At 33.2% G+C, this 20,071-nt stretch carries 22 protein-coding genes and 2 tRNA genes; 12 read left to right on the top strand and 12 right to left on the bottom strand.

The annotated features are described in order from the left end of the window. The first annotated feature begins 63 nt into the window (after positions 1-63). From OIU80_RS10345 to OIU80_RS10335, 3 genes are all read left to right on the top strand, one after another. A tRNA-Gly gene (locus OIU80_RS10345) sits at positions 64-136 on the top strand. Positions 137-150: 14 nt separating this feature from the next. Continuing rightward, positions 151-236: transfer RNA gene (locus OIU80_RS10340), tRNA-Leu, on the top strand. Between the two features lie 165 nt (positions 237-401). Then, positions 402-749 (top strand): YegP family protein, encoded by a 348-nt coding sequence (locus OIU80_RS10335; protein WP_264286927.1) that lies wholly within the window; start codon positions 402-404, stop codon positions 747-749. A 150-nt stretch (positions 750-899) separates the two neighbouring features. On the opposite strand, the gene OIU80_RS10330 is transcribed toward OIU80_RS10335, so the two are convergent. After that, positions 900-1,127 (bottom strand): hypothetical protein, encoded by a 228-nt coding sequence (locus OIU80_RS10330; RefSeq protein WP_129540885.1) that lies wholly within the window; start codon positions 1,125-1,127, stop codon positions 900-902. 371 nt (positions 1,128-1,498) lie between these two features. Then, positions 1,499-2,725, bottom strand: a complete 1,227-nt coding sequence (locus OIU80_RS10325; RefSeq protein ID WP_264286995.1) for a 3-deoxy-D-manno-octulosonic acid transferase — start codon at positions 2,723-2,725, stop codon at positions 1,499-1,501. 165 nt (positions 2,726-2,890) lie between these two features. On the opposite strand from OIU80_RS10325, the gene OIU80_RS10320 reads away from it, so the two are divergent. The 6 genes from OIU80_RS10320 (at position 2,891) to OIU80_RS10295 (ending at position 7,970) form a co-directional block, all read left to right on the top strand. Further along, positions 2,891-4,021, top strand: coding sequence for a DegT/DnrJ/EryC1/StrS family aminotransferase (locus tag OIU80_RS10320; RefSeq protein WP_264286926.1), 1,131 nt, complete (start codon positions 2,891-2,893; stop codon positions 4,019-4,021). A gap of 36 nt (positions 4,022-4,057) precedes the next feature. Further along, positions 4,058-5,080 (top strand): UDP-glucose 4-epimerase GalE, encoded by a 1,023-nt coding sequence (galE, locus tag OIU80_RS10315; protein ID WP_264286925.1) that lies wholly within the window; start codon positions 4,058-4,060, stop codon positions 5,078-5,080. An 82-nt stretch (positions 5,081-5,162) separates the two neighbouring features. Then, positions 5,163-6,068 carry a DMT family transporter gene (locus OIU80_RS10310; RefSeq protein ID WP_264286994.1) on the top strand — a complete coding sequence of 302 codons (906 nt, stop codon included), beginning with the start codon at positions 5,163-5,165 and terminating at the stop codon, positions 6,066-6,068. 106 nt (positions 6,069-6,174) lie between these two features. Beyond that, positions 6,175-6,372: a hypothetical protein gene (locus OIU80_RS10305; RefSeq protein ID WP_264286924.1), complete on the top strand. Its 198-nt coding sequence runs from the start codon at positions 6,175-6,177 to the stop codon at positions 6,370-6,372. After that, the gene (locus OIU80_RS10300; RefSeq protein ID WP_264286923.1) at positions 6,360-6,707 is read left to right on the top strand and encodes a hypothetical protein; all 348 of its coding nucleotides are present in this window, start codon (positions 6,360-6,362) and stop codon (positions 6,705-6,707) included. Before OIU80_RS10305 ends, OIU80_RS10300 begins: the two co-directional genes overlap by 13 nt. Before the next feature lie 63 nt (positions 6,708-6,770). Further along, complete coding sequence (locus OIU80_RS10295; RefSeq protein WP_264286922.1) at positions 6,771-7,970, top strand: glycerophosphodiester phosphodiesterase; 1,200 nt, start codon at positions 6,771-6,773, stop codon at positions 7,968-7,970. Positions 7,971-8,224: 254 nt separating this feature from the next. On the opposite strand, the gene OIU80_RS10290 is transcribed toward OIU80_RS10295, so the two are convergent. From OIU80_RS10290 to OIU80_RS10275, 4 genes are all read right to left on the bottom strand, one after another. Continuing rightward, on the bottom strand, positions 8,225-8,746 hold the full coding sequence (locus OIU80_RS10290) for a hypothetical protein (protein WP_264286921.1): 522 nt from the start codon (positions 8,744-8,746) through the stop codon (positions 8,225-8,227). A 113-nt stretch (positions 8,747-8,859) separates the two neighbouring features. Continuing rightward, positions 8,860-9,186, bottom strand: coding sequence for a LytR/AlgR family response regulator transcription factor (locus OIU80_RS10285; RefSeq protein WP_264286920.1), 327 nt, complete (start codon positions 9,184-9,186; stop codon positions 8,860-8,862). Positions 9,187-9,350: 164 nt separating this feature from the next. Further along, positions 9,351-10,226 carry an ACP S-malonyltransferase gene (fabD, locus tag OIU80_RS10280; protein WP_264286919.1) on the bottom strand — a complete coding sequence of 292 codons (876 nt, stop codon included), beginning with the start codon at positions 10,224-10,226 and terminating at the stop codon, positions 9,351-9,353. A 75-nt stretch (positions 10,227-10,301) separates the two neighbouring features. Next, positions 10,302-10,664: a DUF983 domain-containing protein gene (locus OIU80_RS10275; protein ID WP_264286918.1), complete on the bottom strand. Its 363-nt coding sequence runs from the start codon at positions 10,662-10,664 to the stop codon at positions 10,302-10,304. 99 nt (positions 10,665-10,763) lie between these two features. Between OIU80_RS10275 and OIU80_RS10270 the strand changes: the two genes are divergently transcribed. Further along, positions 10,764-11,627, top strand: a complete 864-nt coding sequence (locus tag OIU80_RS10270; RefSeq protein ID WP_264286917.1) for an AraC family transcriptional regulator — start codon at positions 10,764-10,766, stop codon at positions 11,625-11,627. Between the two features lie 536 nt (positions 11,628-12,163). Here OIU80_RS10270 and OIU80_RS10265 read toward each other — a convergent pair. The 4 genes from OIU80_RS10265 to OIU80_RS10250 all read right to left on the bottom strand — a co-directional run bounded on the left by OIU80_RS10265 (position 12,164) and on the right by OIU80_RS10250 (position 15,819). Next, positions 12,164-12,694: a YceI family protein gene (locus tag OIU80_RS10265; protein ID WP_264286916.1), complete on the bottom strand. Its 531-nt coding sequence runs from the start codon at positions 12,692-12,694 to the stop codon at positions 12,164-12,166. Positions 12,695-12,803: 109 nt separating this feature from the next. Continuing rightward, positions 12,804-13,034: a (4Fe-4S)-binding protein gene (locus OIU80_RS10260; protein WP_264286915.1), complete on the bottom strand. Its 231-nt coding sequence runs from the start codon at positions 13,032-13,034 to the stop codon at positions 12,804-12,806. 168 nt (positions 13,035-13,202) lie between these two features. After that, positions 13,203-13,919 carry a pirin family protein gene (locus tag OIU80_RS10255; RefSeq protein WP_264286914.1) on the bottom strand — a complete coding sequence of 239 codons (717 nt, stop codon included), beginning with the start codon at positions 13,917-13,919 and terminating at the stop codon, positions 13,203-13,205. A gap of 418 nt (positions 13,920-14,337) precedes the next feature. Continuing rightward, entirely contained in the window at positions 14,338-15,819 is a 1,482-nt protein-coding gene (locus OIU80_RS10250; protein ID WP_264286993.1) for a helix-turn-helix domain-containing protein, read from the bottom strand. A gap of 119 nt (positions 15,820-15,938) precedes the next feature. Between OIU80_RS10250 and aceB the strand changes: the two genes are divergently transcribed. Then, the gene (gene aceB / locus OIU80_RS10245; protein ID WP_264286913.1) at positions 15,939-17,540 is read left to right on the top strand and encodes a malate synthase A; all 1,602 of its coding nucleotides are present in this window, start codon (positions 15,939-15,941) and stop codon (positions 17,538-17,540) included. Between the two features lie 236 nt (positions 17,541-17,776). Next, positions 17,777-19,057 (top strand): isocitrate lyase, encoded by a 1,281-nt coding sequence (aceA, locus tag OIU80_RS10240; RefSeq protein ID WP_264286912.1) that lies wholly within the window; start codon positions 17,777-17,779, stop codon positions 19,055-19,057. Positions 19,058-19,173: 116 nt separating this feature from the next. On the opposite strand, the gene OIU80_RS10235 is transcribed toward aceA, so the two are convergent. Together OIU80_RS10235 and OIU80_RS10230 are read right to left on the bottom strand one after the other, a co-directional pair. After that, positions 19,174-19,752 carry a Crp/Fnr family transcriptional regulator gene (locus OIU80_RS10235; protein WP_264286911.1) on the bottom strand — a complete coding sequence of 193 codons (579 nt, stop codon included), beginning with the start codon at positions 19,750-19,752 and terminating at the stop codon, positions 19,174-19,176. Next, entirely contained in the window at positions 19,752-20,069 is a 318-nt protein-coding gene (locus tag OIU80_RS10230) for a DUF6370 family protein (RefSeq protein WP_264286910.1), read from the bottom strand. Before OIU80_RS10230 ends, OIU80_RS10235 begins: the two co-directional genes overlap by 1 nt. Positions 20,070-20,071 lie beyond the last annotated feature (2 nt).

The following is a 20,071-nucleotide window of genomic DNA, read 5'->3' as shown; positions in this document are numbered from 1 at the left end:
TTAAATTTGCACTCGCAATACAGAACAAGTTAGGTATTGTAGTTCTTATTTAGAATTTGAAAGGCGAAAATAGCTCAGTTGGTAGAGCGCGACCTTGCCAAGGTCGAGGTCGCGGGTTCGAGCCCCGTTTTTCGCTCAAAGCCATATAATGCTCGGATGGTGAAATTGGTAGACACGCTGGACTTAAAATCCAGTGAACAGCAATGTTCGTGCGGGTTCAAGTCCCGCTCTGAGTACAAGAAACCTCTTCTTTTTGAAGGGGTTTTTTTATTTTACAAAAGTCTGTAATTTGTAAGTAAGTTTATGGTGCTTGGTTTTGGGCTTTAAAAAAAAATAAATCTTCGCTAATTCTAATTCCGGTGGCTATCGGGATAACAATCTAAAAAAAATCTAAAAAATAAATGGGTGCTTTTGTAATAAGTAAGAGGTTTAATGATGAGTATAAATTTGTGTTTACTTCCAGAAAAGGGAAGGTCATCTTTACAAGTCTTAGTTATGAGCTTAAATTTGAGTGTGAGGAGGAGATTGAGAAATTTAAGGGTAGTATAGAGTCGGCTAAATTTTTAAAGTTTAAATCGTCTGGAGGGAAGTATTTTTTTAAGTTGGTATTTAACGATAATCATTTTGCAACGAGTAGAAAATATACAACAGAGTTGCTTCTTCAGAAAGGGATAAAGGAGATTGTTACTTATGGGGCTAAAGCTGAAATTTTGGATTTCTCTGTGGATGATTTTGTTTTTGAAGATTAAGTAGGGAATTGAAATAAAAAAAGAGAGCATTTTGACAAGTCAAAATGCTCTCTTTTTTTTTGCTTAAACATAAAGCTAAAGTTTAATCCTATAAAAAAGCCATCTCGCGATAAGCGGATGGCTTTAAAAATTTTAGAATCTAAGTTCTAATTATTTTTTTGCAGCTTCAGTTGCAGTTTTTGCAGCTTCAGTAGCAGTAGCAGCAGCAGAATCAACTACAACAGCAGCAGAATCAACTACAGCAGCAGCAGAATCAACAACAACAGCAGCAGAATCAACTACAGCAGCAGCGTCGTCAGCAGGAGCAGCGTCAGCTTTTTTACAAGATACAACAGTTAAAACAGCAACAACAGCTAAACTTAAAAATACTTTTTTCATCTTACTTTATTATAAAAGGTTAATTATTAATTCGTGGCAAAGATATAAATTTTTTAATATGTAAAATATTTTTTTATTTTTTTTTTAAAATATTCTTCGTTGCCTACGTTTATCTTATTATCAATTAACGTGCCAAAAACGTTAAAAGGCTTTTTTATGTGGTGAATTAGGGTTTAATTAAATGTTTCTTAAAGGGTAATGCTCGCGAATGGTAGTAAATACGGTGTTTTTTTATTTTGAGTTGAATTTATCGTAATAAAAAAGAGTTGGTGTTAGTTGTGTGAAATTAAAATTATAAATCGATTCTCATCTCCAAACAATAAAAAATTATGATTTGGATAACATATTTTATGGTAAATTAGGGAGTGAGATTAAATTGCATTCATAATTGTGTCTGTAGCTCCCTTTTTATTTTGGACATAAGACTTGCAAATTAGGCCTTTTTCATTCAGGTAACTTTGGTTTGAAATGAGGTGGTTAAATGTGGTCTCTAACTCTGTTTCGTTGGTAATAGAAATGCAGCCTCCTAATTGAACGAGTTCTGTTGCTTCGGCAAAATGAGAATAATTTGGTCCAATTATAATAGGAAGACCAAAAGTTGCAGGTTCGAGAATATTATGCACGCCAGGGTTTCCGAAACCACCACCTACATAGGCAATCGTAGCGTAACTATATATCTTGGTTAGTATCCCGACAGTATCAATGATAAAGACATCATAATCTGCTAGGTTTTTGCCTTCTTTTTCAGAAAACAAGATTGTCTTTTTAGTAATAGATAGTTGTAGAGCGGTAATTTGTTCTGGTTTGATATTATGAGGAGCGATAATGAATTTTACACGCTCTTGGGTGGTATTGATGTACTGGGTTAGTAAAACCTCATCCTTAGGCCATGAGCTGCCAATAACAATAGTAGGGGTGTTGTTTTTAAATTCAGCAATAAAATCTAAAGTATTGTTGCGTTCTAAAATAGCAACCACGCGATCGAATCTAGTATCGCCTGAAATAATTACATTTTTGTAACCAATAGATTTAATTTTGTTTTTAGAGTTTTCATTTTGAACGAAAAAATAGGTAAATGCGTCAAGTGCTTTTTTATAAAAACCGCCATACCATTTAAAGAATATCTGATTGTCTCTAAATATTCCAGAAACTAAATAGGTTGGGATGTTGTTCTTTTTTAATTCATTAAGGTAGTTTAACCAAAATTCATATTTGATAAAAAAGACCATTTCTGGATGAGCTAGTTTTAAAAATTTTTCGGCATTTTGTCTTGTGTCCAAAGGTAGGTAGAGGGTTACATCGGCAACAGTATTGTTTTTTCGAACTTCATAACCCGAAGGAGAAAAGAAAGTAACAATAATTTTATGTGAAGGATATTTTTCTTTAATTTTTTCAATAACAGGCAGGCCTTGCTCGTATTCTCCTAATGAAGCAGCGTGGAACCAAATCGTTTTATCTGTGGGTTTTATCTTTTCTTGTAGCGTAGTAAAAACACTTTTTCTACCATCTACAAAAAGTTTGATTTTACGGCTAAAAAGAGCTACTATTTTTAATAAAAAGCTTACAATAATAACGATTAGATTGTATAAGAAAAGCATAGTTGGATATTTGGGGCTAAAATACGTTTCTTTCAATTATTTTCATTGGTTTAAACTCATTAAATAACTATTTTTGTTCCTCGTTTTCGGAAGTATTATTTTGAAAGTCAATTAAGATGGGGCTTTCTTTATTCGGAAATGCAAACTTTAAATTAGAATATCGAAATGAAAAAAATTCAAATGGTTGACTTAAAAAGTCAATATGATAAAATAAAAGTAGCAGTAAATGCTTCAATTCAAGACGTTTTAGATACAAATACATATATTAATGGACCATTGGTTCATCAATTCCAAAAAAATCTTGAAACCTATTTAGGAGTAAAACATGTTATTCCTTGTGCAAATGGTACCGATGCATTGCAAATTGCAATGATGGGTCTGGATTTAAAACCAGGAGATGAAGTTATTACTGCTGATTTTACTTTTGCGGCTACTGTAGAGGTGATTGCTTTGTTGCAATTAACACCAGTTTTGGTAGATGTTGAAATGGATAGTATGAATATTTCTATCGAGGCTATTAAAAAAGCAATAACTCCAAAAACAAAAGCAATCGTTCCAGTACATTTGTTTGGTCGTGCGGCTAATATGGATGCAATTATGGAGCTTGCTGCAGCACATAATCTGTACGTAATCGAAGATAATGCACAAGCAATCGGGGCTGATTATATTTCTAAATCTGGTGCAAAAACTAAAGTAGGAGTTATGGGGCATGTGGCTGCAACTTCTTTCTTTCCATCTAAAAATTTAGGTTGTTATGGTGATGGTGGAGCTATTTTTACTAATGATGATGCTTTGGCACACATTATTCGTGGAATTGTAAATCACGGAATGTACGAACGTTACCATCATGATGTTGTAGGTGTGAATTCACGTTTAGATAGTATTCAGGCAGGAGTTTTAAATGTAAAGCTTCCGTTATTAAATGAGTATAATGAAGCACGTCGTGAAGCAGCAACTAAATATAATGCAGCATTAGCAGGACATGCTAATATTATTACGCCTTCATTTAATGCTAACGAAAATGATCACGTTTTTCACCAATATACTTTGCGAATTATAAATGCTGATAGAAACGGATTGTTGCAACACTTACAGGATAAAGGAATTCCTTGTGCAATTTATTATCCAATTCCGTTGCATTCGCAAAAAGCATACGTTGATGTTCGTTATAAAGAAGAATATTTTCCAGTAACCAATCAATTGGTACAAGAAGTACTTTCATTACCAATACATACAGAACTTGACGATGAACAAATTAAGTTTATTACAGATAGTGTAATTGAGTTTTTGAAATAAACCAAATCAAATAAATAGCCAAAAAACAACCAGAAAATGAAAGTATTAGTAACAGGAGGATTAGGATTTATCGGTTCGCATACTGTAGTCGAATTGCAAAAAGAAGGCTTTGAAGTTGTAATAATTGATAATCTTTCTAATTCTTCAGAAGATGTTTTAAAAGGGATCGTAGCCATTACCGGTAAAACGCCTGTATTTGAAAAATTAGATTTGAGAGAAAAAGCAGCGGTACAAAATTTCTTTAAAAAATATGATGATGTTACTGGGGTAATTCATTTTGCTGCTTCAAAAGCGGTTGGTGAAAGTGTCGAAAATCCACTTTTGTATTATGAAAACAATATTAGTAGCTTGGTATATCTTTTACAAGAGTTACAGCAAAAACCAGAAGCTAGTTTTATTTTTAGTTCTTCTTGTACGGTTTATGGTCAAGCAGAAAAAATGCCAATCACAGAAGATGCTCCTGTGCAACAGCCTATTTCTCCATACGGAAATACCAAGAAAATAGGGGAAGAAATTATTAGAGACACTGCGAAGGCAACTAATATCAATGCTATTTTATTGCGTTATTTTAATCCAATTGGTGCACATCCCTCAATAGAAATAGGAGAGCTGCCAATTGGGGTTCCTCAGAATTTAGTTCCTTTTATTACACAAACCGGAATAGGATTGCGTAAGGAATTGTCTGTTTATGGAGATGATTATCCTACAGCCGATGGTACTTGTGTTCGTGATTATATTCATGTTGTCGATTTAGCAAAAGCACATGTTGTGGCTTTGCAGCGGTTATTGAATAAAAAGAATCTGGATAAGGTAGAGACATTTAATCTGGGTACAGGAAAGGGAAGTTCTGTTCTTGAGGTGATTACGAGTTTTGAGAAAGTAAGTGATAAAAAATTACCATACAAAATTGTAGCACGAAGAGAAGGGGATATTACCGAGGCCTATGCTAATACTGCAAAAGCCAATGATGTGCTGGGATGGAAAGCTCAATCAACGCTAGATGAAGCGATGAAGAGTGCTTGGAAATGGGAAGAAAAGATAAGAAACAAAGTTTCTTAGTTTAAAATAGATCATATTTTAAAAGTCCCAAATTATAGAATATAATTTGGGACTTTTATATTTAAAAGACATAGTAGTAGCGATGCAACAAAAGCCAGATTATAAATTATATCTCTGTATGGTAACAGTAGGGATTGTGTGGGGAACAACTTTTTTAGGAATCAGGGTTGCGGTAGAAACCATTCCGCCATGGTTTGTAACTTCTATCCGTCAGGGTTTAGCAGGATTAATAGCGATGACTATTTTACTGTTTAAAAAAGAATTAAAATGGATTGGCTGGGAGAATTTTAAACACCAATTAATTCCAGCTTTATTAATGATTGTTATTGCAAATGGTTTTACTACCGTTGCTGAGCAAACTTTGCCAAGTGGGTTAGCATCAATAATGAGTGCTTTGTCGCCTGTACTTATTTTTATAGGTAGTGTGTTTTTTGGATTACAAAAACCAAGTATAAAAGGTTTTGTAGGTGTTGTAATTGGTTTTACGGGAGTTGTTTTTATTTTTAAAGATGGACTAGGTTCGTTTTTAGATTCTAATTATCAACACGGACTTATATTTATGAGTTTGGCAATTTCAGGTTGGGCAGCAGGAACAATTTATACAAAAACTCACACCCATAAATCGAATAATATTACACTGAATTTATTTTATCAGTTTACTATCGCTACTTTAGTTCAGTTGGTTTTAGCTTTTATTTTTTCTCCAAATCCAGATGTAAGTTTATGGAGTACAAGAAGTATTTTTGCAGCTTTATATTTGTCTGTTTTTGGGTCGATACTTGCTTTTTTCTCTTATCATTATGCTTTAAAACGAGTAACGGCTATTCAAGTTTCTATTTTGTCTTATATTAATACTATAATCGCCGTTTTTCTAGGTTGGTTGTTGTTAGATGAAGTAATTACAGCCGATTTTATTATTGCTACAGCACTTATTATATCAGGAGTTTTTATTATCAATTATAAAAAGAAAGAAAAAAGGATTGTATAAAAATCTTGTTTCTAATTATATAGAAGTCTCAAATTGTCATCTTGATAGTTTGGGATTTTTTGTTTAGTGTAAAATGTTGTAAATTTGATTGTTAAATAAAATCATTATGAATGCTAAAAAAGAAAATCCTAAAATAAATAAAGTAGAAGAGCCTTCGGTTGCTTATGAAATTTCTAAGACTAAATTTAAAGGAATCGATAGAGCTACTTTTGATTTTGATGAAGAGATGAAAAATGGACTTACGCCAGAGGAATTTAAGGCTGAAATGTATAAAAGAATAAAAGCATATCCTTGGGAAAAATAATTTTTGAAGAAGTTGTTCTGGAATATTTTGATAAATTGGTTTTTACTCTCTTTACGGAAGACTATTTTAGTTATCCTAAAAGCGCTCAACTTTACGTTGATAAAATTGTAGATTTTATAATTTTAGAAATTTCTAGTTTTCCATATAGAACAACACCAAAATCACTCCAGTATTTAGGTTCAAATTATATTTTTTATAAAGTAAATAAAAGGACTACATGGTTTGTTTTCTTTGAAAAAAAGAATGAAAATTTCTTGATTACGGGAATTTTAAATAATCATAGTGAAGAAGCAAATGTTTTTAATTCTGTTTTTTTAGAAGAAAAGTATAACTGATACTTAACCCATTGCTAACGTTTATGGAGTGAAAATAGCATTTATTTGCTAAAAATATAAACTATGAATTCATTTCAAATTTTAAAAAGTACAATTTTCTTAAGTGGTGTAATTTTGTTATTGGCTTGTGATATGAATGATGATAATCAAACGCCTGAAAATGGAAAATATCCAACTTTAACAGGTGCAAATCCTATTGTAGTGGCTCACCGTGGCGCATCAGGTTATTTGCCAGAGCATACAATCGAAGGATATACGAAAGCTATCGAAATGGGAGCTGATTTTATAGAGCCGGATTTAGTGATGACAAAAGATGGGCAACTTGTGGTGCGACATGAACCAATGTTGTCCGGAACAACAAACGTATCGGAAATTCCAGCTTTTGCTTCTAAAAAGACGACCAAAAATATCGATGGCGCAATGATAACTGATTGGTTTGTTTCTGATTTTACTTTAGCAGAAATTAAACAATTAAAAGCAAAACAAGCTTTTACGGAGCGCTCACAACAATATAATAATAAATATTCGATTCCAACATTTGCGGAAGTTATTGCTTTGGCAAAACAAAAATCAGCACAATTAGGACGTGTTGTCGGGATTTATCCAGAAACTAAACATCCGTCTTTTCATGAAGCTTTAAATTTAAAAATAACCGATAAATTATTAGAGATGTTAACTGCCGAGGGTTGGAACAGTGCTTCATCTCCAGTTTATATTCAGTCATTTGAAGTTTCTAATTTGCAGTACATAAGAACTAAATCAACTGTTAAAACAATACAGTTGTTAGGATGTTACGATGTGGCTCTAAACGGAGACTTAGTTTTTGCAGTTCCAGAAGGAGGAATGATTTCTGATGGAAAACCATATGATTGGCATCTAAAAGGAGATGCTAGAGATTACGGATTTTTTAGAACTCAGGCAGGTTTGGATTTTGTTAAAACGTATGCAACAGGAATTGGTCCGTGGAAACCTTTTATCATTTCGTATAAAGGAATAGATGCAAACAACGATGGAAAGGCAGATGATATAAATGGTGATGGTAAAGTAGATGACGCTGATAAAGTAGCGCTACCACCAACAGCTTTAATTTCAGACGCACATAAAAAAGGATTGCAAGTGCATGCATATACGTTCAGAAATGAAGGAAAACGATTGTTGAGTAATTATAAAAATAATCCAACTTTAGAATATCAGGCTTTCTATAAATTAGGATTAGATGGTGTGTTTTCTGATTTTACCGATACAGCTGTTCAAGCGAGATAAGTTTTTTCTTTTTGATAAGGATTTTAATTCTGCAAGGTTTTTTAACCTTGTAGGTATAATTTTTATGTGTGAAAAAAGAAGGCAAAAAGAAAAGTATTTCTTTCACATTGCTCTGTCTATGTGTTTTTTGAATAAGTGAAACGCCTTTTTTAGAGAATAGAAGATCTATGTTTCTATGTGTTAAATTAATTGCCTCTCGGATTATTATGTCCACAAGGTCAGGAAAAAGACCTTGCGGGATAACCTAGAAGTTGTTATTGTTGGTCGAAGGTCTGTGGAATTTTTTGGTTTTCTTTTTCTTTATCAAAAGTCCAGGATATAATCCACCATCTACCTTCGTTGTAATAAAGCTGAATGCTATTAATACCTCTTCGGGCAACAGGACCATTTTTAACTAACCGAGTTTCATAAGTGCTCCAAACGTGGACAATATTTCCGAAGATTCTAACTTCTCTATTGATTTCATTTTCATAAAAGGCAGTTTTTGCAACCATAGTATCGGTTTCTTTATGAAACTCTTTAAGTGGCATTGTGGTTTGTAGTGTTTTACCAGAAGCATTTTCTAGCGGAAAAGAATAAATAGCATTTGGATCATGAAGTGAAAGGTCACGTTCCCATTGTCGTTTTTCACCAGCTTCTCCCGAAACAGCTTCGTAAGTAGCTTTCATAATTCCGTTAATAGTAGCTACATCTTCTTTTAGTGGATATTTCTGTGCATTCGAAATTTGTGTAGTCATAATAATAGATAATGTGATTTTTAAAATTGCTTTAATCATTACTGAATTATTTAATGTTCAGGCAAATGAAAACAAAGAATAAAGCACATGAAACTATTTTATACATACATGTATAAATACTATACACATAGCCTGTTTCTTTATGTAGGTGGTTATAACATAAATTTATCGAGAGCGGTAGTAAGACACTCTTTGTAGGTTTTTCCAATAGTGATTTTGTTTCCTTTGGCAATAATATGATTGTCTTCGATACTATCGATATTGGTTAAATTCACTATTGAAGAATTGTGAACTCTCATAAATTCATTGGGCAATACATCAATCAAATCTTTCAGGGATTTGTAATAAGTATATTTTGTATTATCTACAGTTATTATTTGTACATAATTTCCTAAACCAGTAATGACAGCGATAGTATCAAAGTATAATTTGATTATCTTTTTATCTGTTTTTATGAAGGTAAATTTTTCAGATGTCATTGTAGCCTTGTAGTTTGTGTGAGTTTCAAAATTACATAAATACTACTTATGGTGATGATGAAAAGACATTAAAAAAATCCCCACAAACATATGCTTGTGAGGATTCTATTTGTATTGACAATTTTTAGACTGAAAATTGAAAACTGCAACTGAATACTAAAAAATTATGCATTCGCCGTAACAGCTTCTTTATCAATTTTTCCGATTAATCCAGCTAAAACTTTTCCTGGGCCTACTTCTGTAAATAAAGTAGCGCCATCAGCAATCATTTGTTGTACAGATTGAGTCCATTTTACAGGAGCTGTAAGCTGAATGATTAAATTCTTTTTTATTTCATTTGCGTCAGAAACTGCGCTTGCTGTTACATTTTGATATACAGGACAAATAGGAGTCGAGAAAGTAGTTGCTTCAATCGCGGCAGCCAATTCTTCTCTTGCAGGCTCCATCATTGGTGAGTGAAAAGCACCACCAACAGGTAGTAACAAAGCACGTTTTGCACCAGCAGCTTTCATTGCTTCACAAGCTTTTTCAACAGCTGTTGTTTCGCCAGAAATCACTAATTGTCCAGGACAGTTATAATTTGCTGCAACCACAATTCCGTCTATCGAAGCACAAACTTCTTCCACTATGTTATCTGCTAATCCTAAAACTGCAGCCATTGTAGATGGAGTTATTTCACATGCTTTTTGCATTGCCAAAGCACGTTGCGAAACTAATTTTAATCCGTCTTCAAAAGAAAGAGTACCATTTGCAACCAAAGCAGAAAATTCTCCTAATGAGTGGCCTGCTACCATTTCTGGTTTAAAATCTTCTCCTAAAGTTTTAGCCAAAATAACAGAATGCAAGAATACTGCAGGTTGAGTTACTTTAGTTTCTTTTAGTTCTTCAGCAGTACCTTCAAACATGATATCTGTGATTCTGAAACCTAATATTTCGTTAGCTTTTTCGAATAATTCTTTGGCTAAAGCCGAATTTTCATATAAGTCTTTGCCCATTCCTGTAAACTGTGCGCCTTGACCTGGAAATACGTATGCTTTCATTTGTTTTAATTTAAAAATTTAATGATTCTAAAATTGAAAAATTAGTTTCAATTGAAAGGCAAAAATACTATTTTTTTAGCTTGAATAATTCTTAAACATATAAATCCATAACAATCTCGAAAGTCGGATGTTAAAGAAAGAAAATGCAATAATCACTACAGCAATAATAGGAATGATTCTTAAGTCGAAATTTTTTTCAAAGAAAAATTGAGCAATGCAGTAAGTAGCAATACCTTGTGCTACAGTTAGTCCATAACTCATATACATGGCACCAAAAAAGAAACCCGGTTCTTTCTCAAATTTAAAACCACATTCGCTACATTCTTTGTGCATTTTCGGAAATTTGAAGGTAAAAAATATATTTTTCTCATCAAGAACTTTTCCTTTGTGACAATTAGGACATTCATTTCGTAAAACATGGGTGATCATATATGACATAATTGATTCATTTTTTATTATATACAAAGATACTTCGCTCGTTTTCAATTCCATTTTTATATCTTCGCTTATTATAGCACAATAAAGACATTTGTAGCCATGAAAAAATACCCAATCTATAGTGTTGCCAATTTTAGTTGTAATGATACTAGAAGCGATTTTTATGTGAATTCTTTTACTGAACATTTAAAAACACATAGTTTTGTCGAAAAACCACATCGCCATGATTCTTATTTAATGGTGTTTTTTACAGCTGGTTCAGGAATTCATGAGATTGATTTTGATAGATTTGATATAAAAGAAGGAAGTTTGTTTTTACTTCAGCCTGGGCAAATTCATTTTTGGAGCCTGTCACAAGATGTAGAGGGATTTGTGGTAATTTTTTCTCAGGAAATGTATAATCTGTATTTTGGTCAAAAAAAAATCAATGATTATGCTTTTTATAGTTCTATAAATAATAAACCACAAGTTTATTTTGATGCTAAAGCTACAAAAGGAATTACGCCTTATTTTGAATTGCTAATGCGAGAAAGTAAGCAAAAAAATAAATACCAATTAGATAAGATGCTCAATCTATTGGATTCCATTCATATTGAAATTGCAAGAAAATATAATGATTCTGAGATACATGAGGTTCATTCGTATAATGTGAAAATAAAAAATTTTGAAGCGCTTCTGGAGTTGTATTACAAGACAAATAAATCACCTTCATTTTATGCAGAACAATTGCATATTACCTTAAAGCATCTCAATAGAATATGTAATAATATTTTAAAAAAAACAGCAACAGAAGTAATCACAGATCGAGTTGTGTTGGAAATAAAAAGAATGCTCATTGATAAGCAACTGGCAGTAAATGAAATTGCAGAAGAAGTTGGCTATGATGATTATTCATATTTCTCTCGAGTCTTTAAAAAATACACCAATTTATCGCCAACAGAGTTTAGGAATTTGAAGAAGTGATTTGTGTGAGAAGCAAGATGTGAGAAGTAAGATGTGAGAAGTAAGATGTGGGAAGCAAGATATGGGAAGCAAGATATGAGAAGCAAGATGTGAGAAGCAAGATGTGAGAAGTAAGATGTGAGAAGTAAGATGTGAGAAGCAAGATGTGAGAAGCAAGATGTGAGAAGCAAGATATGAGAAGCAAGATGTGAGAAGCAAGATATGAGAAGCAAGATATGAGAAGCAAGATGTGAGAAGCAAAAGGTAAGATTGGAGATGGAAAGCAGTTGTCAGGCTGAGCGGAGTCGAAGCCTCGTAATCTGAGTAACTAACAGAATTACAATCGAAAATCTCATGGTAAATAGAATGCAGATTAAACGGATTTTTTTCAAATAACAGATATTACGCCTTGTTCGTAGAGGTGTATAGCAGTGCGTCTTCATAATATAATTCTGCAAAGTTTATAACCTTCATGAACACAAAAAAAAACAAAGCCCCATACTTTTTGCAAAGTATAGGGCTTAACCAAATTAAATACTAAAATTTATAAGGGATAATTATTGTTTTGCAAATTGCAATTCGATATTTAAGCGAACATCATCACTTACCAAAACACCACCAGCTTCTATAGCAGAATTCCAGTTTAATCCCCAATCTTTACGATTGATTTTTCCAGTAATGTTCAAACCAATTTTTGTATTTCCCCAAGGATCAGTCATAATTCCACTAAATTCTACAGGGAATTTAACTTCTTTTTCAACACCTCTAATGTTTAATTTACCTGTAAGGTCATAGTTTCCATCATTTACTTTGGTAAAAGAACTTGATTTGAAAGTCATTTTTGGACTGTTTTCAATATCAAAGAAATCGGCGCTTCTTAAGTGATTGTCTCTGTCTGTGTTTCCAGTATCAATAGATTTAATATCTGCAGAATATTCAATTTTTGCATTCTCGAAGTTATTCTCGTCACTAATAATAGTTGCTTCGTAGTCATTAAATTTACCTGAAACATTAGTAAACATCATGTGTTTAACTTTAAAACCAATTTCTGAGTGTGTTGGGTCAATTGCCCATTTTGTAGTTGCCATAATTTTTTTGTTTTTATTTATATAATAATAATTTCATTTTGATGGTACAAAGTTACTTCGGGAGTGTTGTAATCGCACTTAACCTAGATTAAGAAATGACTTTTGTTATTTATTTTTTGCCATTCATGTAAAATGTCAAAGCTCCAGAAGGGCATTTTTTTACTGCTTCTATAATTTTGTCAGTATTCGAATTTTCAGGTTGTATCCATGGTTTTTCTTTGGGATGAAAGACGTTGGGATTGTTTTTGACGCAATTTGCAGAATGAATGCATTTTTCAGATTGCCATACTATGGTTACCTCACCATTGGTATATTCTTTTGTTAGGTTGTCTGGATTCATTACAGGGAGTTTTTGCGGTTTATCTTGTTTCTGATAAATCAATTAGCCTTATAAAATTAATCTTTCTTTTCGAGTTTTTAGAATGATAGTAGAATAAAAAACGGGGCTAATAATTTAAAATTCAAATTATTAGCCCCGTTTAGGAGAATTTGTTTGTTGTGGTTTGAATTAATAATTCATCGGAATTTCCATTAATAGAAATTCAGCATCTGTATTTGCTTTAATGTTTACAGTTTTAAAATCTGTGATTCCGATAGCGTCACGAGTGTTTAATTCTTGTCCATTTATTGTTACGTTTCCTTTTAAAATAAAAGCATACAAACCATTTCCTTCTTTTTTAACCGAATACTCTTTTGTAGTGCCTGCATCAAAATTTCCCATGTGAAACCAAGCGTCTTGATGAATCCAAACACCAGCATCATCAGGATTTGGAGATAATACTTGTTGTAATTTATTATGTCTGTCCTCAGTGTTTAACGAAATTTGTTGGTAGCGAGGGGTAACATTACGTTTGTTTGGGAACAACCAAATTTGTAATAATTTAGTTTGTTGATCCGCATTTGGATTGAACTCACTATGTTGAATTCCTGTCCCGGCACTCATTACCTGTATATCTCCATGTTTGATGATTTCAGTATTCCCCATGCTGTCCTTATGTGCTAAATCTCCTTCTAGCGGAATGGTAATGATTTCCATATTATCGTGAGGATGTGTGCCAAAGCCCATTCCTGCAGCGATAGTATCATCGTTTAAAACACGAAGTGCTCCAAATTGTATACGCTCTGAATCGTAATAAGCTGCAAAACTGAAACTGTGGTAAGCGTTTAACCAACCGTGATTTGCGTTTCCTCTTGTTTCTGCTTTATGAATTACTATATTTTCCATGATTATGAATATTAATTGTTATTTGATAGTGCAAATTTACAACCAAAGGAAAGGGAAAGCACTTAACCTAGATTAAGAAGTGGTTTTTTTGAGGTTCAAAGGGGGTAAAGGTTCTAAGATCCAAAGGGATAGAGGGACAGAGGCTCAAAGGGAAAAGGGAAAAGGGAAAAGGGAGAAGGTTCTGAGACTCTAAGTTGCTAAGGTAGTGTTGCGTAAAATATAGAGTATTTACTCTGTTTTATAGATAGTCTAATGACAATTTTGTCGTTTTGAGATGTGAATTTTTTATCAATACTATTGCAATAGTTATTACGTCATGTTTGTAGAGACGCACAGCAGTGCGTCTTCACAATATAAATCTGCAACGATATCTTTATTGTTTGGGTTCTTAATTTCGAATAATCAACAATCCAATACTCTAACTGTACTTTGCAATATATTGCTGTACAATCAAATCAGTATTTTCATGGCGCTTTTTGCTTTCTAATTGTTTAGGGGGAGAAGCTCGCTCCAAGCAATTTTTAACAGCACAGGTTTCGCAAGTAACACCAACTATTTGTTTTACGATTGGTTTAGCTTCTATAAACTTGAATTTCTTTTTCATGGCAGGAGTAATCAAAATCCCTACCGAAATACTTCGCATACAGTTCTCTACAAAAGGATCTTTGGTAGCTGATGAAAAAACCAAATATTCGTTTCCACTATTTTCATAACTTGAAATTTGGGCGTCAAAAAAATGAGCTTTGTTTTGTTTGATAGCTTCATCGATGGTCTTAATAGAAACCCATCGGCGGCAATAATGCTCATTCATTTCATTGGCATGAGGTTCTTGCTGATTGGTAATATGGAGTTCTTTTTTTATCTGATATGTGCCAGAGCCTATTTGGTGAGACATTCTCAGAAAGAATAAGTTTTTTAGATGAAAATCCTTCGGTAAAAGATTGGTTAATCTCTGGTAGAAAGATTCAGGAGAAACATTAAATTTTTCGATTAATGTAACAAACTCTTCAGGCTTAGGATTCTCTTTGGTTAAAAAAAGATTGATATCATCTATTAATAATTTTCTTGGCAATAATAGCGCTCCAGCAAAATAGGAAGCGTAAAAATTATGTAAGACCTGATCAAAATTGTCAAACTTTATCCAGCTGAATGTTAGTAATCTATCAGTTATTTCTAAATAGTTATAGGCTATTTCTTTGGCTAATATAAAGGCTCTTTGTGGGTCGTCTATTTCTTTAGAAAGTAATAGTGTTTTGCTTTTTGGGACATAAATAGATCGTAAATCACCCAAAGCTTCCTGATCCTTAAAAAGTAAATCTTTAATGGTATAGCCATATTCTTCTTTTAGAATAGCACTTAATTCAAGTGTCGAAATTTGATTTTCAAGATTAATCTGGAATGATTTAGAGAAAGCAATTACTTTATTTTCCAGATCTTCAAAGTAATTGATGTGCGCTTCTTGGTAGGAACGCAATGATGCTAAGAAAAAACTCTCTCGGCTTAAATTATAATGTTGAGCAATTTCGATTATGGTACTAATAAAAGCATTGACTTTTGCAGGAGCATTGGCAATAATGTCAATCAAATCATTTTCATGGATGCCAAAAAGTTCTAATGGAATTTCTTTTAAAATACCAGATTTCAAAATTTCACCTATAGGAGCCAAGTTGTTATCCAGTTTTAAAGAAACCATTTGATCATAACTAATGTCAAGGTTTTCGCACAGAAGTAAAATCTTATCAGTCTTCGGATATTTTTTTCCTTTTTCTATTTCGTTTAAATACGATTTAGAAAGGTTCGTGAGTTTGGCTAAGCCAAATAACGAAAGGTTTTTTTGAGTTCGGACTTGCTTGAGTTTTAGCCCAAAAATAAGTTTGATGTAGTCTTTTTCGATATCCATAATATCAAATGTAACCAATAAAAAAATAATCGCCAAAAAAATATTTTTAATATTTAGCGAACGTTCGCTTGTTTTGTATTAATCTTTTTTATAACATTGTAGTGTAAAACGAATTAGCTATGAAAAATCAATTAGAAACTACAGAGTCGGCAATGGAATTTTTAGCCGAAAAAAACAATTCTTATGCTGCTATATGGACAGATGAGGCAGTTGCATTTATCACAGAATTGCACTTAAAATTTGATTCACAACGAAAATTATTGTTGACGCAAAGAGAGCAACAACAAATTTTATTTGATAAAGGTGTCATGCCAGCTTTTCCAACCGAAACCAAATTGGTCAGAGAAGATACTTGGACAGCTGGAGCTATTCCGAAAGATTTATTAGACAGAAGAGTAGAAATTACAGGACCAGTAGATAGAAAAATGATTATCAACGCCTTGAATTCTGGAGCAAAAACGTTTATGGCCGATTTTGAAGATAGTACATCACCAACATGGACTAATTTAATGAGTGGGCAAGTAAACTTAATTGATGCCGTAAATAAAACAATCAGCTTAACAGATGAGATTAAAAACAAGACCTATCAGTTAAATGAAAATATAGCGACATTAATTGTTCGTCCAAGAGGATTACATCTTACAGAAAAGCATGTTTTAGTAGAAGGTCAGGTAGTTTCGGCATCATTGGTAGATTTTGGCTTGTATGTTTTTCATAATCATAAAAAATTACTTGAAAACGGAACAGCTCCTTATTTCTATATTCCAAAATTAGAGCATTATCTAGAAGCGCGTTGGTGGAATAGCGTTATCGAGTTTACTCAAAACTATTTAAGAATTCCTCAGGGAACGATTAAAGTTACGGTTCTTATAGAAACGATAACAGCAAGTTTTCAGTTGGATGAAATTATATTCGAATTAAAAAATCACATCGTTGGATTAAACTGTGGTCGTTGGGATTATATTTTTTCATACATAAAAAAATTCCATAAGCATCCTTCGTTTTTGGTTCCAGACAGAGATCAGGTAAATATGACTTCGCCTTTTATGAAAGCATATTCTAATCTGGTAATTCAGAGATGTCATAAAAGAGGAATTCATGCGATTGGTGGAATGGCTGCACAAATTCCGATTAAGAATAATGATGAAGCTAATGCTATCGCTTTCGCGAAAGTAAAAGCGGACAAAGAGCGTGAAGTACGTAATGGACATGACGGAACTTGGGTAGCACATCCAGATTTGGTTTCATTAGCAAAAGAGGTATTTGATGCTGGAATGCCAACGCCAAATCAGATTCACATTGCAAGACCACACCTTACAATTACCGAACAAGATTTGCTTGAAGTGCCAAATGGTACTATAACTGAAGAAGGAGTTCGAAAAAATATTAATGTGGGAGTTTTGTACCTGGCTTCTTGGCTTAACGGACAAGGTGCAGCAGCTATACATAATTTAATGGAAGATGCGGCAACAGCAGAGATTTCGAGATCTCAATTGTGGCAATGGTTGTATAACAAAGTGGTTTTGGATAATGGAAAGCAGTTGAATCTGGCCTATTATCACAAATTAGCTTTAGATGAATTTAGTAAAATTAAAAAGGAATTGGGCGAAGAAAACTATGAAAAACGCTGGTTTCCTTTGGCTGAAAAAGTATTAGAAAGGTTGGTTGTAACGCTCGACTTTGAAAACTTTCTTACTATACCATGTTACAAATATTTATAAAAAAACGTTGAGCTTAATAATTGAAAAATAAACGCATAGAAACATAGTCCCGATAGAAGTATCGGGATAGAATTTAAAATTAAGGAGATTTTAAAAAATCATGATTTTCACACATAGCTATGTGTGTTTAAATAAGTGAAACGCCTTTATAACCACAAAGGAAAGCTATGTCTCTATGTGTTGAAAATTACTCAAAAAACAGAAAATTGCTTACTAACAACCCAAATAACGATACTATGAAAACAACAGAAGACAGAATTCAGGAATTGATCAACGATTGGTTAACAAACCCAAGATGGGCAGGAGTAGAGCGACCTTACACAGCAACAGAGGTGGTTACTTTACAAGGTTCTTATGAAATAGAACATTCTATTGCCAAAATGGGAGCTCAAAAATTATGGAGAAAACTTAAAAGTCAGGATTTTGTAGCAGGATTAGGTGCTTTAACTGGTAATCAGGCGATACAAGAAGTTGATGCAGGTTTAGAAGCTATTTATTTGAGTGGATGGCAAGTCGCTGCGGATGCTAATTTGGCTGGCGAAATGTATCCTGATCAATCTCTTTATCCTGTAAATAGTGTGCCTATGGTGGTTAAGAAAATAAACAATGCTTTATTAAGAGCCGATCAAATTCAGGTTGTTAATGGAGTTCAAGATAAAAAAGATTATTTAGTGCCTATTGTTGCCGATGCCGAAGCTGGTTTTGGAGGGAACCTAAATGCATTCGAACTAATGAAATCTATGATTGAGGCTGGTGCTTCTGGAGTTCATTTTGAAGATCAATTGAGTTCTGCTAAAAAATGTGGACATCTTGGAGGAAAGGTTTTAGTGCCAACTCAGGAAGCGATTAATAAATTGGTAGCAGCAAGATTAGCAGCAGATGTTATGGGAACGCCAACGCTTATTGTTGCGAGAACAGATGCCGATGCAGCTAATTTATTAACGAGCGATGTAGATCCTAGAGACGCGCCGTTTATTACTGGCGAAAAAACTAACGAAGGTTTCTTTTATGTAAATAGTGGAATCGATCAAGGAATTGCAAGGGGATTAAGCTACGCACCTTATGCTGATTTAATCTGGATGGAAACCAGTAACCCGGATTTGGTATATGCTAAAAAGTTTGCCGATGCGATGCGTGAGCAATTTCCAGATAAAATGCTGGCTTATAATTGTTCTCCATCTTTTAATTGGGCTGCTAAATTATCTGTTGCCGAGATGGAAACTTTTAGAGAAGACTTGGCTGCAATGGGATATAAATTCCAATTCATCACATTAGCAGGTTTCCATGCTTTAAATACAAGTATGTTCGAATTGTCTAAAGCATATAAAGAAAGAGGAATGGCAGGCTATTCTGAATTACAGGAAAAAGAATTTGCATTGCAAAGTAGCGGATTCCGTGCTGTAAAACATCAGGCTTTCGTAGGAACTTCTTATTTTGATGCGGTACAAAATACAGTAACGATAGGGAAATCAACAACTACAGCAATGAAACATTCTACTGAGGTTGAACAATTTTAATTCAATAAAACTAGTTTAGCATTGAACTGATTTTAAAATTTAAACCATTAAGATATTAAGTTTCGTTAAGACATAAGCTTAATTTTTCTTAATCTCTTAATGGTTAAAAAAAAATATTATTTGCTTTTCAAAAGCCTTGCTTTCATTTTGCTAAAAAACTCAGGTGTAACTCCGATGAAAGAAGCTATTTGTTTTTGAGGTACTTTCTGGATTAGTGTTGGATATTTAGTACAGAATTTTTCAAAACGCTCTTCGGCAGATAAACTTAAGTTATCCATTAACCGTTGCTGATTGGCAACCAATGAATTTTCGGTTAAAATCCTGAAAAAACGTTCTAATTTTGGAATATCAAAATACAATTGTTCTTGATTTTCTTTACTAAGAACTACTACTTCAGAATCTTCTAAAACTTCTATAAAGAGTTGTCCTGGTTTTTGTGTAATTAAACTATACATGTCACTAATCCACCAGCCTTGGCAAGAAAAACTTAATACATGCTCTACAATATTGTCATTGATATTAAAGCTTCGGATGATTCCTGAATTTATGAAATAAGATTCTTTGCAAACATCTCCTGCATTCAATAAAATAGTTTTGGCTTTGTAAAAGCGAGTTTCTGTTTTTGATAAAAAATGTGCCTCTTCTTCAGGTGTTAGTAAAACGTGTTTGGCAATGTTCTCTAGAATTAAAGCCATTAGTTGCTTTTTATCAATGTAAACGAAGTTACTTTGTAACGGTTTTTTTCTATTTTCCCAGTAACTTCAGCTTTACGAATGGTATTACAAAAGCCATCTTTTGCATGAGCATCTCCGTGTTCGTCAATTTTAGTTCCATCTACAAAATAGGGTTTGCCATCAATACGAATAGCTAAATCACAACTATTGCCTTTCATCCCGAATTGGCATTCTCCACAAGCTGCTTCTACGATTTGAGGTTTTTCGGTGGTTTTTTTGTCTTGTGCATTGATTGTAATACTCAAGAATAGAAATGCTAAGAATACTAATTTTTTCATCT

The sequence above is a fragment of the Flavobacterium frigoritolerans genome (genome assembly GCF_025847275.1).
Lineage (GTDB): Bacteria > Bacteroidota > Bacteroidia > Flavobacteriales > Flavobacteriaceae > Flavobacterium > Flavobacterium frigoritolerans.
This window is presented reverse-complemented; position numbering and strand designations above follow the sequence as displayed.

Coding starts and splice junctions, on each gene's coding strand:
- OIU80_RS10335 (WP_264286927.1), top strand. CDS start 402: ATGGGTGCTTTTGTAATAAGTAAGAGGTTTAATGATGAGTATAAATTT.
- OIU80_RS10330 (WP_129540885.1), bottom strand. CDS start 1,127: ATGAAAAAAGTATTTTTAAGTTTAGCTGTTGTTGCTGTTTTAACTGTT.
- OIU80_RS10325 (WP_264286995.1), bottom strand. CDS start 2,725: ATGCTTTTCTTATACAATCTAATCGTTATTATTGTAAGCTTTTTATTA.
- OIU80_RS10320 (WP_264286926.1), top strand. CDS start 2,891: ATGAAAAAAATTCAAATGGTTGACTTAAAAAGTCAATATGATAAAATA.
- galE (WP_264286925.1), top strand. CDS start 4,058: ATGAAAGTATTAGTAACAGGAGGATTAGGATTTATCGGTTCGCATACT.
- OIU80_RS10310 (WP_264286994.1), top strand. CDS start 5,163: ATGCAACAAAAGCCAGATTATAAATTATATCTCTGTATGGTAACAGTA.
- OIU80_RS10305 (WP_264286924.1), top strand. CDS start 6,175: ATGAATGCTAAAAAAGAAAATCCTAAAATAAATAAAGTAGAAGAGCCT.
- OIU80_RS10295 (WP_264286922.1), top strand. CDS start 6,771: ATGAATTCATTTCAAATTTTAAAAAGTACAATTTTCTTAAGTGGTGTA.
- OIU80_RS10290 (WP_264286921.1), bottom strand. CDS start 8,746: ATGATTAAAGCAATTTTAAAAATCACATTATCTATTATTATGACTACA.
- OIU80_RS10285 (WP_264286920.1), bottom strand. CDS start 9,186: ATGACATCTGAAAAATTTACCTTCATAAAAACAGATAAAAAGATAATC.
- fabD (WP_264286919.1), bottom strand. CDS start 10,226: ATGAAAGCATACGTATTTCCAGGTCAAGGCGCACAGTTTACAGGAATG.
- OIU80_RS10275 (WP_264286918.1), bottom strand. CDS start 10,664: ATGTCATATATGATCACCCATGTTTTACGAAATGAATGTCCTAATTGT.
- OIU80_RS10270 (WP_264286917.1), top strand. CDS start 10,764: ATGAAAAAATACCCAATCTATAGTGTTGCCAATTTTAGTTGTAATGAT.
- OIU80_RS10265 (WP_264286916.1), bottom strand. CDS start 12,694: ATGGCAACTACAAAATGGGCAATTGACCCAACACACTCAGAAATTGGT.
- OIU80_RS10260 (WP_264286915.1), bottom strand. CDS start 13,034: ATGAATCCAGACAACCTAACAAAAGAATATACCAATGGTGAGGTAACC.
- OIU80_RS10255 (WP_264286914.1), bottom strand. CDS start 13,919: ATGGAAAATATAGTAATTCATAAAGCAGAAACAAGAGGAAACGCAAAT.
- OIU80_RS10250 (WP_264286993.1), bottom strand. CDS start 15,819: ATGGATATCGAAAAAGACTACATCAAACTTATTTTTGGGCTAAAACTC.
- aceB (WP_264286913.1), top strand. CDS start 15,939: ATGAAAAATCAATTAGAAACTACAGAGTCGGCAATGGAATTTTTAGCC.
- aceA (WP_264286912.1), top strand. CDS start 17,777: ATGAAAACAACAGAAGACAGAATTCAGGAATTGATCAACGATTGGTTA.
- OIU80_RS10235 (WP_264286911.1), bottom strand. CDS start 19,752: ATGGCTTTAATTCTAGAGAACATTGCCAAACACGTTTTACTAACACCT.
- OIU80_RS10230 (WP_264286910.1), bottom strand. CDS start 20,069: ATGAAAAAATTAGTATTCTTAGCATTTCTATTCTTGAGTATTACAATC.